Source organism: Faecalimicrobium sp. JNUCC 81 (assembly GCF_053667625.1).
Genome location: NZ_CM132203.1, coordinates 2322652 through 2338816, shown reverse-complemented (window position 1 = coordinate 2338816; position 16165 = coordinate 2322652). Strand labels below are relative to the sequence as shown.

Annotated in this window: 17 protein-coding genes; 15 read left to right on the top strand and 2 right to left on the bottom strand. The window is 27.9% G+C overall.

Features of this window, described 5'->3' with window-relative positions; genetic code table 11:
- Nucleotides 1–107: 107 nt before the first annotated feature.
- The 4 genes from citS (at nt 108) to citG (ending at nt 4263) form a co-directional block, all read left to right on the top strand.
- On the top strand, nt 108–1460 hold the full coding sequence (gene citS, locus JNUCC81_RS11725; RefSeq protein WP_454093640.1) for a citrate/sodium symporter CitS: 1353 nt from the start codon (nt 108–110) through the stop codon (nt 1458–1460).
- Nucleotides 1461–1605: 145 nt separating this feature from the next.
- Nucleotides 1606–1800 (top strand): hypothetical protein, encoded by a 195-nt coding sequence (locus tag JNUCC81_RS11720; RefSeq protein WP_454093639.1) that lies wholly within the window; start codon nt 1606–1608, stop codon nt 1798–1800.
- A gap of 14 nt (nt 1801–1814) precedes the next feature.
- Nucleotides 1815–2831 carry a [citrate (pro-3S)-lyase] ligase gene (gene citC, locus JNUCC81_RS11715; RefSeq protein WP_454093638.1) on the top strand — a complete coding sequence of 339 codons (1017 nt, stop codon included), beginning with the start codon at nt 1815–1817 and terminating at the stop codon, nt 2829–2831.
- A 70-nt stretch (nt 2832–2901) separates the two neighbouring features.
- On the top strand, nt 2902–4263 hold the full coding sequence (citG, locus tag JNUCC81_RS11710; protein WP_454093637.1) for a triphosphoribosyl-dephospho-CoA synthase CitG: 1362 nt from the start codon (nt 2902–2904) through the stop codon (nt 4261–4263).
- Nucleotides 4264–4351: 88 nt separating this feature from the next.
- Here citG and JNUCC81_RS11705 read toward each other — a convergent pair whose 3' ends face one another.
- The gene (locus JNUCC81_RS11705; RefSeq protein ID WP_454093636.1) at nt 4352–5032 is read right to left on the bottom strand and encodes a GntR family transcriptional regulator; all 681 of its coding nucleotides are present in this window, start codon (nt 5030–5032) and stop codon (nt 4352–4354) included.
- Between the two features lie 316 nt (nt 5033–5348).
- Here JNUCC81_RS11705 and JNUCC81_RS11700 point away from each other — a divergent pair, with 316 nt between their 5' ends.
- The 11 genes from JNUCC81_RS11700 to JNUCC81_RS11650 all read left to right on the top strand — a co-directional run bounded on the left by JNUCC81_RS11700 (nt 5349) and on the right by JNUCC81_RS11650 (nt 15290).
- Nucleotides 5349–6752, top strand: a complete 1404-nt coding sequence (locus JNUCC81_RS11700) for an oxaloacetate decarboxylase subunit alpha (RefSeq protein ID WP_454093635.1) — start codon at nt 5349–5351, stop codon at nt 6750–6752.
- Between the two features lie 18 nt (nt 6753–6770).
- Entirely contained in the window at nt 6771–7049 is a 279-nt protein-coding gene (locus JNUCC81_RS11695; RefSeq protein ID WP_454093634.1) for an OadG family protein, read from the top strand.
- 45 nt (nt 7050–7094) lie between these two features.
- Nucleotides 7095–7445, top strand: coding sequence for a biotin/lipoyl-containing protein (locus JNUCC81_RS11690; protein WP_454093633.1), 351 nt, complete (start codon nt 7095–7097; stop codon nt 7443–7445).
- Nucleotides 7446–7470: 25 nt separating this feature from the next.
- Entirely contained in the window at nt 7471–8601 is a 1131-nt protein-coding gene (locus JNUCC81_RS11685) for a sodium ion-translocating decarboxylase subunit beta (protein WP_208334427.1), read from the top strand.
- 234 nt (nt 8602–8835) lie between these two features.
- Complete coding sequence (locus tag JNUCC81_RS11680) at nt 8836–9498, top strand: GntR family transcriptional regulator (protein ID WP_286184222.1); 663 nt, start codon at nt 8836–8838, stop codon at nt 9496–9498.
- Nucleotides 9499–9616: 118 nt separating this feature from the next.
- Nucleotides 9617–9982: a BlaI/MecI/CopY family transcriptional regulator gene (locus JNUCC81_RS11675; RefSeq protein WP_454093632.1), complete on the top strand. Its 366-nt coding sequence runs from the start codon at nt 9617–9619 to the stop codon at nt 9980–9982.
- A 19-nt stretch (nt 9983–10001) separates the two neighbouring features.
- Entirely contained in the window at nt 10002–11222 is a 1221-nt protein-coding gene (locus JNUCC81_RS11670) for a DUF4825 domain-containing protein (protein ID WP_454093631.1), read from the top strand.
- 164 nt (nt 11223–11386) lie between these two features.
- The gene (locus tag JNUCC81_RS11665; RefSeq protein WP_454093630.1) at nt 11387–13303 is read left to right on the top strand and encodes an OPT family oligopeptide transporter; all 1917 of its coding nucleotides are present in this window, start codon (nt 11387–11389) and stop codon (nt 13301–13303) included.
- Nucleotides 13296–13643 (top strand): PqqD family peptide modification chaperone, encoded by a 348-nt coding sequence (locus JNUCC81_RS11660; protein WP_454093629.1) that lies wholly within the window; start codon nt 13296–13298, stop codon nt 13641–13643. The genes JNUCC81_RS11665 and JNUCC81_RS11660 overlap by 8 nt, the downstream gene beginning before the upstream one ends.
- Nucleotides 13644–13838: 195 nt before the next feature.
- Nucleotides 13839–14693 (top strand): CPBP family intramembrane glutamic endopeptidase, encoded by an 855-nt coding sequence (locus JNUCC81_RS11655; protein ID WP_454093628.1) that lies wholly within the window; start codon nt 13839–13841, stop codon nt 14691–14693.
- Nucleotides 14694–14732: 39 nt separating this feature from the next.
- Nucleotides 14733–15290: a beta-class carbonic anhydrase gene (locus JNUCC81_RS11650; protein ID WP_454093627.1), complete on the top strand. Its 558-nt coding sequence runs from the start codon at nt 14733–14735 to the stop codon at nt 15288–15290.
- 74 nt (nt 15291–15364) lie between these two features.
- Here JNUCC81_RS11650 and JNUCC81_RS11645 read toward each other — a convergent pair whose 3' ends face one another.
- Nucleotides 15365–15961 carry a DUF3793 family protein gene (locus JNUCC81_RS11645; RefSeq protein WP_454093626.1) on the bottom strand — a complete coding sequence of 199 codons (597 nt, stop codon included), beginning with the start codon at nt 15959–15961 and terminating at the stop codon, nt 15365–15367.
- Nucleotides 15962–16165: the final 204 nt, after the last annotated feature.

The window sequence follows — 16165 nt, the reverse complement described above, 5'->3', positions numbered from 1 at the left end:
ATGTTTAATAAAAAATATTTAAAATATTAACACCATGGATATTAAAAAATCCATGGTGTGATATAGAAATTATATTATAATAGAAGATAATATCGGAGGAGAAAACGATGGCAGTGATCAATGCTAATAACACAGTTAAAAAGGAAACATTGAAATTCTTTGGAATGCCTTGGTACATATTTGCAGCAGTAGCAGGAATAGTATTTATAGCAACAATGAATAATTATTTACCAAGCAATACAATAGGAGCATTTGCGCTACTTTATACACTAGGTATAACATTTGGATACATAGGAGATAGAATACCTGTATGGAATACTTATATAGGTGGAGGTTCAATACTTGCATTCTTAGGATCAGCATTTTTAGTTTATAAAGGATTAATACCTGATGCAGCAGTTGAAACTGTAAAAATATTTATGGATACAACTGACTTCTTAGATTTATTTATAGCAGTACTTATAACAGGTTCAATATTATCAGTTAACAGAAAATTATTATTAAAAGCTTTTGCAGGATACTTACCAGCAATACTTGCAGGGGTAGCAGGAGCAATAGGTTTAGGAATAGCGGCTGGTATGATATTTGGAGTTTCACCAGCAGATATAGCAACTAGATATGTATTACCTATAATGGGTGGAGGAACTGGAGCAGGTGCAATACCAATGGCAGATATTTATGCAAATGCTACAGGAAAGGACCCAGCACAATGGCTATCATTTGGATTATCAATACTTACAATAGCTAATATAATAGCTATAATAGCAGCAGGAGTACTTAATAAATTAGGAACAACTAAAATTGGTTCTAAATTCAACGGAAATGGTGAATTAATAAGAAATGCTGAAGATTTATCAAAATTAGAAGATACTCAAGAAATAAAAGTAACAGCTAGAGATATGGCAGTAGGATTAATATTATCTTGTACATTCTACGTATTAGGAAATATATTATCTAAAGCAGTTCAAATACCCGAATTTACACTATTTGGATCAGTATTAAAAATAGACATACATAGATTTGCATGGATGGTTTTATTAGTTGCAGCAGCTAACGTGTTAGGTTTAATACCAGCTGAATTAAGAGAAGGCTCTAAAAAATTACAAGGATTCTTTGCTAAGCAATTCTTATTAGTAATAATGGTTGGTGTTGGTATAGCATTAACTGATTTAGGAGAATTAATAGCAGCATTAACACTTGCAAACGTTGTTATAGCGGCATTTATAGTAACTGGTGCTATATTAGGTTCAGGACTTGTTGGTTGGTTAGTTGGATTCTATCCAATAGAAACTGCAATAACAGCAGGGCTTTGTATGGCAAATAGAGGTGGTTCAGGAGACTTAGCAGTTCTTGGAGCTGCAAAGAGAATGGAACTAATATCATTTGCACAAATATCTTCTCGTTTAGGTGGAGGATTAATGCTTATAATAGCGAGTGTAGTGTTTGGAATATTCAGATAAGAAAAATTTATTATAAAATATTAGAATATTCAAACTGTATTATATATTATTAAAAAGGTATTGTAGTTATGCAATACCTTTTTATGATAATATTTTGTATAAGGATTTTTATTTAATCACTAAATTAGTAAAATGAGGTGTTAGTATGAGTAAAAAAAATAAAAAAACTAATAAAGAACTTTTAAAGGAAGCAAGAGAAGAAGGTTTATTTAAAGAAGCAGAAGAATACACTAAGAAAAAATATGTAATAGCAAGTTTGCCGGATGGGATATTAATGGCCATTATAATTTTTTTAGGTATAATAGTATTTACATTCGCTAATAATTTCTTTGGTGTTTAAGAAGGTGATTAAATATGTATTATAATGTAGAGAGTGTAAGTTTAAAATCAAAATATGAAATAAATGAAGTTAGAGATTTTTTAGAAAAATTTGACTTAAAATATGAAGATGTGGATTATAGCGTAGTAATAAAAGATCAAGGTGAAATTATTGCTACCTGTTCTAAAAAAGGAAATATACTTAAATGTTTTGCAGTGGATGAAAATTATCAAGGTCTAGGTCTTTCGAATAATTTAATATCAAAAGTTACAGAAAAATTATTTTTAGAAAATAAATATCATAGCTTTATATTTACAAAGCCAGAAAGTCAAAATATCTTTGAAATGTTAGGATATAAAAATATATTTACAACTGATAAAGTAAGTTTACTTGAAAGTGGAAATAAGAATATAAATAAAAGCTTAGATAATTTAAAGTCAGAATATAAAATAAATGAAAATGAAAGTTATGCATCTATAGTAATGAACTGTAACCCATTTACTTTAGGACATAGATATTTAATAGAAAGAGCTAGTAAAGAAAATAAAAATGTAATAATTTTTGTTGTAGAAGAAGATAAGTCAATATTTCCATTTAATGTGAGATATAGATTGATTAAAGAAGGTATTAAAGACTTAAAAAATGTACTAGTAGTACCAGGAGGACAATATATAATATCATCTGCAACATTTCCAAATTATTTTTTAAAGAAAAATGATAATAGTCTTAAAGAATATACGAAGTTAGATTGTAATATATTTGGAAAATATTTTGCACCTAAGTTTAATATTACTAAAAGATACGTTGGTAGTGAGCCACACTGTGAGGTAACTAATATATATAATAGTACTATGAAAGAGGTATTACCTAAATACAATGTAGAAGTTGAAATTTTAGAAAGAAAAGAAATATTAGAAGATGCTATAAGTGCATCAAGAGTGAGAAGTTTATTAAAAGAAAATAATATAAAAGATGTAGAAAAGTTAGTACCTAAAAGTACAATGGACTTTTTACTTAGTGAGGAAGGTGAAATAGTAATAAATAAGCTTTAAGCAAAGCGAATTTTGAGTGACTGTGTCGGCGATATGAGCGAAGCGAATTTTTACTAAGTCAATTATGAATATGGATTTAATACAAGAATTTCTAATGGATAGAGAAAAAAGAGTGTTTCACCAAGAAGAATTAATAGAAAATAATAAGACTAAAACTTTAGTAACAATAAGAATTAATTACCCTGGAATTGAAAAATCAAATTATATTACAGATGATATAGTAAACATTATATATAATGATATAATGACTTATCATAAAAGTGATATAATTTATAATGATAGATATAAAAATAAAGAAGGCTTAGTATGTCATATTTTATTTAACACAGACGTTGTAAGTGTAAAAAAACTTATGATAAATATAGAAGAAAGACATATTTTAGGGCGTTGTGTAGATATAGATGTGTATTCTTATAAAGATAATAAAGCAGTAGGTATATCACGTTCAGATTTAAATAAATCACCTAGAAAATGTTTTATATGTGAATTAGATGCAAAAATATGTTCAAGATCACAAACGCATACTATTGATGAAATTAAAAAATATTTTGAAGATGTATATATAAAATACAAAGAAGAAGAGAAGAAGATAGACCATATATCATACGATATATCTCAAATTGCACTTAAAGCTATGATAAGTGAAGTATCTACTTTCCCATCATTTGGATTAGTATCTCCAATAAGTAATGGATCTCATAAAGATATGAACTATTACACATTTTTAAATAGTTCTATGGCAATAGCACCGTATTTAAAAGAAATGGCTAAAGTTTCTTATACTTATAATAAGCCACAATGTATATTTAATGTAATAAGAAATATAGGTGTTATATGTGAAGAAAAAATGTTTGAAGCTACAAATAACGTAAATACTCATAAAGGAATGATATTTTTAATGGGTACTTGTATAAGTGCTACTATGAAATCAATTTACGATAACAAAGGGTTTTATAATATACAAGATATAATAAAGGATATGACACAAGATATATTAGATGATTTTAAAAATTTACATTTAAAAGATAAGTTAACTCATGGAGAAAAATTATATATAGAGCATGGATTTACAGGTATAAGAGGTCAAATAAAAGATGGCCTAGCAATAGTTTTTGACGAAATAGTAAGTAAGTATGAAAATAGTGATTTAATAGAAAATGAGCTATATATTCAAATGCTAATTTCTCTTATGTCTTTAGTTGAGGATAGTACAATTGTTTATAGACATGATATAAACACTTTAAGAAAAGTACAATCTGATGCAAAAGAGTTATTAAAAATAGGTGGAGTTAATACTATCTGTGGTAAAAAACAAATTGAAAAAATGGAAAAAGAGTATATTAAAGAAAATATAAGCCCAGGTGGATGTGCAGATTTGTTGGCTATAAGCATATTTCTGATGGATATAAAACATAAATATATGAATATATAAAAAGTGTGTACCTCAGGTACACACTTTTTATATATAATTTATAATTATTAAGTAAAAAAATTTCATATTATATGTAGCAAAGAATACTTTAATCTATTTCTTTTAACACAACATTTAAAGAAATATTTAGATGAGATTTTATAATTTCTTCAGCTAAAGTTTTATCTTTAGAGACAATAGAATTTAATATTTGTCTATGTTCAATTAGAGCCTTTTCTCTTCTTTCATCATCTAGTATAGATATGTTTCTAAATCTTTGCAAATAGCTATTTAAATTAGAAATCATAATAGGCAATCTTCTCATTTTAGAAGATTTATATATAAGAGAGTTAAATTCTCTAAATAAGTCAATAACTTCATCTATTTTACCCTCTTGATTTAAGTTTTCAGTAAGATCTAAAAGAGCAGAAATTTCTTCTACTTCATGGGGGTAAATGTTTTCCATAGCCTCAAAAATAACTAATAGTTCAAGGGATTCTCTAATTCTATATATTTCAATAACATCATCTTTTGTAATTTGTTTTGCAACAACTCCAATTCTTGGTATATATTCTACAAGATCTTCAAGTTCTAATTGTTTTAGAGCTTCTCTAACTGGAGTTCTACTTATATTTAATCGTTGAGCATATTCTTTTTCTACAATTCTTTCACCTATAGGAACTTTTCCACTAATTAATGTACTTCTTAAGCTTTCATACACAACCTCTCTAATAGGTTTATTTTGAGATAAGTCTGTATTATTTACAAATTCATCCATCCAATTATACATATATTATATTCCTTTCAAATACTTATTATTAAATATATTTTAACTTAAAACGACAAAAAAACCAATATTTTTCACGAAAATAGTATACAAAATATTAAAAAAGTATACAATATGATACAAAAAAACACATAAAACACTTAAAGAACACTAAAAAGACTTGGTATACAAAATGTTAAGTTATATAATAAATTTGTAGAGAAAATTAAATGCAAATAACAAAAAAGATTGCTTTTTATAAATGAAGAAAACATTTTAGTAAATTTATTAAAATAGCAAATTTTTGTTTAAATAAGTTTTACAGGAGAGTGATATTTAGGTGAGTAAGCTAAAAATAACTGAAACTGCTCTAAGAGATGGACATCAATCCTTAATAGCGACTAGGTTAAAAACAGATGAAATCATACCAATCTTAGAAACGATGGATAAGGTAGGATACCATTCTATGGAAGTTTGGGGAGGAGCTACATTTGATTCATGCATACGTTTTTTAAATGAAGACCCTTGGGAAAGATTAAGACTTATAAGAAAGCATGTAAAAAATACAAAGTTACAAATGCTTTTAAGAGGTCAAAATTTACTTGGATACAGAAACTATGCTGATGATACAGTTGACAGATTCATAGAGTTATCTATAAAAAATGGTATAGATATAATAAGAGTATTTGATGCACTAAATGATGTAAGAAATATAGAAGCATCAATGAAAGCTATAAAAAAATATAACGGACATTGCCAATGTGCAATATCTTACACAACAAGTCCAATACATACTACAGAGTACTACTTAGATTTAGTTAAGACAATGGAAAGTATGGGAGCAGATTCAATTTGTATTAAAGATATGGCAGGAGTTTTAACACCATACAATGCTTATGATTTAGTTAAGCGTATGAAAAACGTTACTAAATTACCAATAGAACTTCACACTCACTGTACAAGTGGAATAGCTGACATGATATATATGAAAGCTGTTGAAGCGGGGGTAGATATAATAGATACAGCTATATCTCCATTTAGTGGAGGAACATCTCAACCTCCAACAGAATCATTAGCAGTAACTTTTGCTGAAATGGATAGAAATCCAGGATTAGATATGGATGCACTTTTAAAAGTTGCAGAGTACTTTAAGCCGATAAGAGATAAGTATATGAGCGAAGGAATATTAAATCCAAAGGTATTATTAACAGATCCACAAACGTTAAAATATCAGGTTCCAGGGGGAATGTTATCGAATTTATTATCTCAGATGCAACAACAAGGTGCAGCTGATAAATATGAAGATGTATTAAATGAAGTTCCAAGAGTAAGAAAAGATTTAGGATATCCACCACTTGTTACTCCTATGAGTCAAATGGTAGGTACTCAAGCATTATTTAATGTTTTAACAGGAGAGAGATATAAATTAGTTCCTAAAGAAATAAAGGATTATGTAAGGGGGCAGTACGGAAAAGCACCAGCAAAGATAGACCCTGAAATTCAAAGAAAGATTATTGGTGATGAAGAAATAATAACAGTTAGACCAGCAGATTTATTAGAACCAGAATTTGAAGCTATGAAAAAAGAGGCCGGAGAATTAGCTAAGAGCGATGAAGACGTACTAGCGTATGCATTATTCCCACAAGTAGCTTTAAAATTCTTAGAACAAAAATATAATAAGAACGTTAAAGAAGAAACTGATACTAATGAAAATAGTATTCAGTATATAACAGTAACTATGTAGAGAATAGGTGATAATATTATGGGAAATCAATTAACAATGGTAGATGCCTTATCAATAACGGTATCGAGTATGACAATAGTATTCTTAACGTTACTAGTAATTTCAGTTATATTAGGTTCTTTTAAGAATATATTCAAAGAAAAGCCTAAAGTTGATGTTAAGAAAGAAGTAGCACAAACAGTAGTGGAAGATGATGAAGAAGAAAGAATAGTAGTTGCATTAACAGCATCTATAATGGCTGGAAATGGAAAAGTAAATCCAAATCTTCATATAAAAAGTATAAAAAGAGTTAAATAAAAATTAGACCAATTGCTTAAATAAGGAAAAAGAAAGGGATAAAAAATGAGCGCAAAAACATATCATATAACATTAAATGGAAAAGTATACGAAGTTGAAATAGAGGAAGTTAAGGCTGGAACGACTCCAAAGCAAACTGTACAGCCATCTGCACCTAAGCAAAAGCCAGTTGCTAGTGGAAATGGAGAAAGTGTAACTGCTCCAATGCCAGGAACAATAGTAAATGTATTAGTAAAAAATGGAGATGCAGTTAAGAAAGGTCAAGTGGTAGCAGTACTTGAAGCTATGAAAATGGAAAATGAAATAGTTGCTCCTGTAGATGGAACAGTAACATCAGTAAGCGTTGACAAAGGGCAAAATGTAAATCTTGGCGATAGCTTATTAGTAATAGCATAGTACCAGTCTGAAGGAGGAATTTAACATGGGAGAAATGATAACTAGCTTCTTTGCAGAGTCAGGATTTGCGATGCTGACACCAAAGAGTGCTATAGTAATAGCAATAGCTTGTATATTCTTATACTTAGCTATAAAAAAAGGATACGAGCCATATTTATTAATACCAATATCAGTGGGTATGTTACTTGCTAATATGCCAGGAGTAAACTTAATGCAAGCAGCAACAGATTCAGAAAGTGGAGGACTGTTCTACTATTTATATCAAGGTGTTAAGCTTGGTATATATCCACCAATTATATTTTTATGTATAGGTGCAGGTACAGACTTTGGACCAATGATAGCAAATCCAAAGACAATGTTATTAGGTGCAGCTGCACAGTTTGGAATATTCTTTGCATTTTTAGGAGCAATATTATTAGGTTTTAGCGGGCCAGAAGCAGCATCTATAGGTATAATAGGGGGAGCAGATGGACCGACAGCTATACAGTTAACGGGACAATTAGCGCCACATTTATTAGGAACAATAGCATTAGCTGCATATTCATATATGGCTTTAGTTCCGGTTATACAACCGCCAATAATAAAAGCATTAACAACTAAAGAAGAACGTAATATTAAAATGGAACAATTAAGACCAGTTTCAAAAACTGAAAAAATAGTATTCCCTGTGGTAGCTATGATAATAGTTATAGGATTATTACCAACATCAGCTCCTCTTGTAGGTATGCTTATGTTTGGTAACTTATTAAAGGAATCAGGAGCAGTGCCAAAGTTAGTAGAAACTGCACAAAATTCATTAATGTATATAGTTACTATATTCTTAGGGTTAACAGTTGGGGCGACTGCTAATGCTGAAACTTTATTATCATCACAAACATTAGGTATAATAGCAATGGGACTTGCAGCATTCTCTGTAGGTACAGCATCTGGAGTATTATTTGGGAAATTAATGTGTAAATTAACTAAGGGGAAAATAAATCCAATGATAGGTGCAGCAGGAGTTTCTGCAGTTCCTATGGCAGCGAGAGTTGTACAAAAAGTTGGACAAGAAGAAAATCCTTCAAACTTCTTACTTATGCATGCAATGGGACCAAACATAGCAGGAGTTATAGGGTCTGCCGTAGTTGCAGGTATACTACTTAAGTTTTTTGCTTAATTAATGCAATATAATAATATATATTAAAAATATGCACTTAGATGGCTTACATATCCATTGAGTGCATATTTTTTATGTAAGAAAATTGTATTTTATATGTTTATAAAAATGTTGATCGAATTAAATTTTGTATAGCTAATACATTATAAACGAATTTTTATTATTGATAAATGTAAAAAGGTTAATGTATAATCTAAGGATAGCTATAAAAAAGTAGTAATTGAGGTGTAAATAATGTTTAGTAAAATAGAAAGTTCGGATTTAAGACCAATGAGAGAAATAGTACTGTATGAACTTAGAAGTGCTATTTTTGAAAATAAATTAAAACCAGGTGATAGATTAGTAGAAAATATAATCGCATCGAGTATGGGAGTTAGTAGAACTCCAGTTAGAGAGGCATTAAGACAGCTAGAAATAGAGGGGTTAGCTATCAATATGCCAAGAAAAGGAACTTTAGTAAAAGGTATCTCAATAGAAGATGCTACGGAGATATATGATTTAAGAGAAGTTTTAGAGGGGCTAGCAGTAAGACTTGCATGCTTAAATATATCTAGAGTAGAAATAAGAAGATTAAAAGAAATATTAAATACTATGGAAGGAAATATATGCGATATAGATTATCCAGACTATATAAAAGCTCATGGTGAGTTTAACTCTATAATTCTTCACGCAAGTAAAAATAAGAGATTAATCGAGAAATTAGAACATATATATGAATATCTAAAAAGCTTAAGAAAAGTAAGTTTAAATAATATGGAAAGAAGAAAAGTAGCACTAGAAGAACATATAAGAATAGTAGAAGCTATATCAGAAGGTGATGAAATTTTAGCAGAGAAAGAAGCTAGAGAGCATGTTGTTAATGCAAAGAAAAGTTTTATCGAAGGGTATAATTTATAATTAAATAATATTTTTTAAGTAAAGTAGAAACTACTTTACTTTTTTATTGACAAAACTGGATTACAAATGTAATATTTAATTAAGCTTACAAACGTAATCTTAAAAGGAGATGAGAAATGTGAATCAAATAACAGATGCAGAATTAGAAGTAATGAAAGTGCTTTGGGAAAATGGAAGTTGTAGTAGCTCTCAAATTGTTGAATTGTTAACTACAAGTACTGACTGGAAACCAAAAACAATTCAAACATTAATAACTAGATTAGTATCAAAAGAGGCTATAAATGTAGATAAAACTAATAAAAAATCATATATGTATTCAGCAAATATAAGCGAAGAAGAATATAAAACTTATGCTAATGAATCATTTTTAAAAAAACTATACAATGGATCAGTTAATATGATGCTATCTAGTTTTATAAAAGAAAAAAAGCTTTCAAAGGATGATATAAATGATTTAAAAAAACTACTTGATGAAGATAACTAATATATAAAGAGGAGAAAATATGAAGTTTTTTAAATATAAAAAAAATATATTTATATTAATAGGAGTCTTTATTATCCTATCATTAGGAGCTATACTTTTAACAATTTATAAACAAGAATTAGATTATGTAACTCCCTTAGAATTAGACTATTCAACTGCTTTATATAAACATAAAACTAAGTACATAGATGACATAAGCAATACAACACAATTAGTATATAGATTACCATTAAGTAAATATCACAAATCAACAGAACTTATAACAGAAAAAGAGACACACGGTTTAAAACTCTTTTATGATATTGATAATAAAAATTTAAGCAAAGAAGAAATAGATAAAAATTTATACTCAAGTTCAGTAGTATTATTTTCTTTGATGGATAATTTAGACAACACTATCTTTAATATTAAAAACCATAGAGAAGAATATACTTTAGAGTATAAAAGAGAAGATATAAATAAAATACTTAATATTGATATAAGAGAAAAATCTAATACTTTAGAAAATTTTAAAGAACTAATTAGTACGTTAGATATTAATAATCTAAGTAGTGATAGTTTAGATAAGGCTATATCATTAGCTATACAAAATTTTTTTACACCAAATCCTGGAGAAGAGTTTGTAGCTGAAGGGCATGTAATATTAGATAAAGAAGAAAATGACAAAGAAGTAAAGGTATATTTAATAGCAAGTGCAAATGCATATTCATTTGAAAATGAAATATTTACATCAACATCAGGATATGGAGCTATGCCTATTGTTATGAAATTCTCTAAAAATGGAACTAACTATAACCATATATCAACAATAGAACCTCAGAATGGTTCGTATTATGTTGATTCTATAGAAAAAATGTTTCCTAAAAAATTATTAAAAAAAGCATTAAATCCAGATGAATATTTAAATAAGCTTACAGAACAACAAGAAAAACAGACTAAACTTTATTTGAAAAGTATAAATAGAAAAGCTAAAGTTCAAGGAGATTTTGTAGATAAAAAGCAAGCAAAAATAAGCATCGCTGCAAGTAATAAATTATTAGAAAAGGAAGAACTACAGGAATACCCCGACTGGATTGGAACTAAAGAATCTCTTATAAATGGGATTAGGTATATCTATGAAACAAAGCAAGAAAAAGAAAATGGATATGATATTATTACTTACACAAAGAGAACTGAAGATAAAAGAATAATTGAAGAGTATAAATATAAAATAATTAATGACAAAGTAGAAGAAATCTAGAGTATATAAAATAATAAAAAATGCAATAAGTTAGTTTAATTAGACTAGCTTATTGCATTTTTTATTATCTATTTATTAATTACTATATTAATTTTATTTTATTATGGATATATTTTCTGATTTTTTTGAATATGTTTTAGTAAATGAAGAAGGGAGGTATTTTAATGAATAAAAAATTATCCAAAGATGCGTATGGAGGAATACATGGAAAAGACTATGTTCCATACGTAACAGACAAATCAAAAACAGGCGGAAATATGGCAGTATTAATTATAGGAATTATTTTAGCTGCTGTTTTTGCTGCTTCTACAGCTTATTCTGGTATGAAAGCAGGTCTTACAGTTGCAGCAGGAATTCCTGGTGCTATAATAGGTTCAGCATTTATTGGAGTATTTGCCCGTAAAAAAGGTATCCTTGGTAAAAACTTAATTCAAGGTATGTCAAGTGGTGGAGAATCAGTTGCAAGTGGTATTATATTTGTATTACCTGCTGTTATTTTAATTGGTAGTCAAATTTCTTTCTTAGAAGGTATAGCTGTAGGAATTGGTGGGGTTTTATTTGGTATTGGATGTGCATCACTTGTTCACAACTACTTAATTGTTGAAGAACATGGTAAACTTATGTACCCAGAATCTATGGCTATTTCTGAGACACTTGTTGCTTCAGATACTGGTGGAGATGCTATAAAATACATGGGAATGGGCTTTGGTATTGGTGGAGTCATTACTTTATTAACAGGATCATTTTTTAATGTAGCAAACAACGTAATTAGTTTTGTAGGAAGTAAATTCTACAAATGGAAGTTTGAAGTGGAAGTAAATCCTCTTCTTTTAGGGATTGGATTTATAGTAGGTCTTGAAGTAGCTTTAACGATGTTTGCAGGTTCTATATTATCAAGTTTTGGTATTACACCTTTAATAGGATACTTTACTGACCTTGCCGGTGAAGGTGCTAAAGTTTGGAATGACCCTTCAATGAGCATGAATCAAATGGAAGTTGGAGCAATTGCTGGTAACTATGTAAAATACATAGGTGCTGGTATGATGCTTTGTGGTGGTATTATAGGTGCTGTTAAACTTATACCAACAATTATAGCTTCTGTTAAAGAAACTCTTAAAGCAAAATCAGGTTCTAAAAATGATGGTTCATCTATTGAAATGTTAATTTTATTAGGTGGAGTAGTAGTTGGATTTGTAGCAGCATTTATGATTTCAGGTAATGCTATAATGGCAATTATTGGAGCTATTATATCTCTTTTATTATCTTTATTATTTGTTATAGTAGCAGGACGCCTAACAGGTACAATAGGAACATCAAACCTTCCAGTATCTGGTATGACAATTGCATCTTTAGTTATAGTAACATTAATATTTGTTTCAATGGGATGGACTAGTGAAGTAGATAATAAATCACTTCTTTTATTTGGTACATTTATAGTTGTAGCGATTGCTATGGCTGGTGGATACAGTCAATCACAAAAGGTAACTTATATTATAGGTGGTAGTAAAAATGAAATGCAACGTTATTTTACACTTGCTGGTATAGTAGGAGTAATAGTTGTTGTAGGTACTATATTATTACTTGCTGAACAACTTAAAGTTACTGGTGATGGTGCTCAATTTGCACTACCACAAGCAAACTTAATGTCAACATTAACTTCTGGTATTATGTCAGGTAAATTACCTTGGGTTATGATTATTGTTGGTGTATTTATGGCAATTGTTTTATATTTACTAGGATTACCAATTATGACTGTAGCTATAGGATTCTATTTACCAATTGCAACAACTTCTATAATTTTAGTTGGAGCATTAATACGTGTACTTGTTGAAAAAATGGCTAAATCTGAAAAAGAAAAAGAAGTTAAAATTTCAAATGGTATAAGTTTATCTTCTGGTCTTGTTGCTGGTGGTTCTATAATAGGTCTAATAGGTATAATCTTACAAGTAACAGGAATTGTAAAAGTAGGTTCACCTAGTGGATTTGCAGCGGGTAATGGAATGGCAGTAGCTTTATTAGTAGTTTTATGTATACTTTCAATATTACCTATTATTTTATCTAAGGTAAAGCATAATGAATAATAATGAAGTTTTAGATATTGTATTTAAAGTATCTGATAACATTGAATACGAAGTAGATAAAGAAGGATTAGTAACTGTAGCTGAAAAACAAGACCATAAAATACAAAATTTTTTCAGAAAATTGAAATTTAAAATTCCAATGTATAAGAAAACTACATTAGATAAATATGGTAGTTGTGTATTTTTACAGATTGATGGTAAAAAAACAATTAAGGAAATTGGTGAAGGTTTAGAATTTAAATATGGAGAAGAATCTCATCCTCTTTACGAGAGATTGTTGATTTTTTTAAATCATGTTGAAGTGAATTGTCACTATATTGAAAAGTTAAATAAACAATAAAAGATATATAAAAATAAAGGAGTTACTTCATGTACTCCTTTATTTTTATGCGCAATTTTGGGAGCCTAAAAATTTAACAAAATAAAAAGGATTTACACTAACTTATAATATGAATCTGTGAAAATTATTGCATCCGTTATGATATAATAATATTAGAAAATTAAGTAAATTAATGTATTAAAAAGGAGAAATCTAGTGGTTATCAAAAAAGAAGTTAGAATAAGGGATGTAATAGGTGTAATAATATTATCTTCTGCAATAATATTGGGATTATATTTACTGATTACATTTTTAATTGGTATACATCTTGATAAAGATATTTATATTTTAGCACTGGGAATATTGATGATTTTTATTTTATCAATAAATATAATACAATCAAAAGATCATTTAAAGTACATGTACACAGATTTTAAAAGTAAAGTAAATTTAAAAGAAATAGGTGGAAGATATTTAAACTCACTAGTAATAAATCTAGGAATTGAATATTTGCTAGTTGGAATACTTATATTAATAAATGCCAGCTTTACAAATAAAATATTAAATACTTCATCTTCAAAAGAAATATTATATACAGGTAGTATTATAATAAATTCTATAAAGGTAGTTATGATAGCTCCAATTTTAGAAGAAATAATATATAGAAAAGTAATCTTTATAAGATTATCTAAAAAAACTAATAAAGGTATAGGATTAATACTATCTTCAATAATATTTGGATTAAGTCATGCTAAAGATTCTATGTTTTTTGCAATTTTATTTGGAATAGTACTTTGCATATTATACTTAAAATATGAAAATATATTAGTACCTATATTTTTACATTTTATAAATAACTTAATGTCAACTTTAATTTTACTAGGATCATTAGGTAAGAAAAGTAGTGGAGCAACTACTTTTGTATATCAAGGTTCAAGGTCCTACTTAATATTTGGCTCTATATCAACAATTATAGGCTTATATTTTTATATAAGATACATTAATAAAAATAAAGCTTACTTAAAAATAGATAAAAATCAAAATAACAAAACTGAAGTTAAATATACATAATTGGGTAATATATATTTAAATATATGAATGAGGTATGTCATGAGACCAAGTAGATTAGATGAAATTTTATTATATAATAAAAAATTTATAGAAAACAAAGAGTATGAACAATATGAAACAACAAAAAATCCAGATAAAAAGATGGTGATTTTATCATGTATGGATACAAGGTTGACTGAATTATTACCAAAGGCAATGAACATAAAAAATGGTGATGCAAAGATAATAAAAAATGCAGGAGCTACGATAATGCATCCTTTTGGAAGTATCATTAGAAGTTTAATTGTTGCGGTTTATGAATTTGAGGCTAAAGATGTAATAGTTGTTGGACATTATGGATGTGGTATGAGTAATTTAGATACTAATAGCCTTATAAATAAGATGTTATCAAGAGGAATATCTAAGGACACTTTATCAACAGTATATAATTGTGGTATAGAAATTGATAAATGGTTACATGGATTTGATTCTGTAGAAGATTCAATAATAGAAAGTGTAAACGCTATTCAAAACCATCCATTAATGCCAAAGGATGTAAATGTCTATGGATTAATTATTGATCCTCATACAGGAAAAATTGAAGCTATATCAAGATAATAAAAAGAACTCTCTTAAGTAGGATTAAGAGAGTTCTTTTTTATATATTAAATTGAAAAAATTTGTAGGCATTATTAAATTACTTTTTTTAATTCATCTAAAGAATTAAATTCTAAAATTTCCTTCATTTTATTTCTATCCTTTATGAAACTATCACATACCATATCAGATATAGATGGATCTCCATAAACTTTCCAGTATCTAACTTTACAGAACTTATAGTTACCATATCCCATAAAACCAGCGACATCTTTAAGAGGATAACCTAAAAATATACCTATTTCATGAGGAAATTCTTTAGAATGAAGTTTATCTACTAAAACATCTATGTAATTATCTATACTGTAGTTTGATGGATAGCCTATAAACTTTAAAAAGTTTATATACTTTTTATTATCTAATACTTTAGATAAAGATTTTTTATTAATAAATAAAATCCTAGTACCTCCATCAGTTGTACTTATAACTTCATAGTTTACTTTAAAACAGTTACTAAAGAAGTTCTCTATATCATTAAGTTTATTTAGTCTCATTTTATCTTTTAAAGGGATATTTAATATTTCACATGGTTTAGAACCTAGTATTACTGGTCCTAATACTTCTAATATCCATTTTATATAATCTGAATTTGTATTATTTTTGCAACAGTTTTTTACGCAATTATTATTCACGTTATGCCTCCTGAAATTGATAATTGTTATTAATTAAATAATAACATGAATGAAAATAATTATCAATAACATTTATAAAAATATTTTTTATAAATTAAAAATTAGCAATAAAACAAAATAAAGTAGTTACCCGACGTAGCACTTTATTTTGTTTTGATAAAAATATAAAAATGTTTAGAATATAAATAATAAACGATAAATATA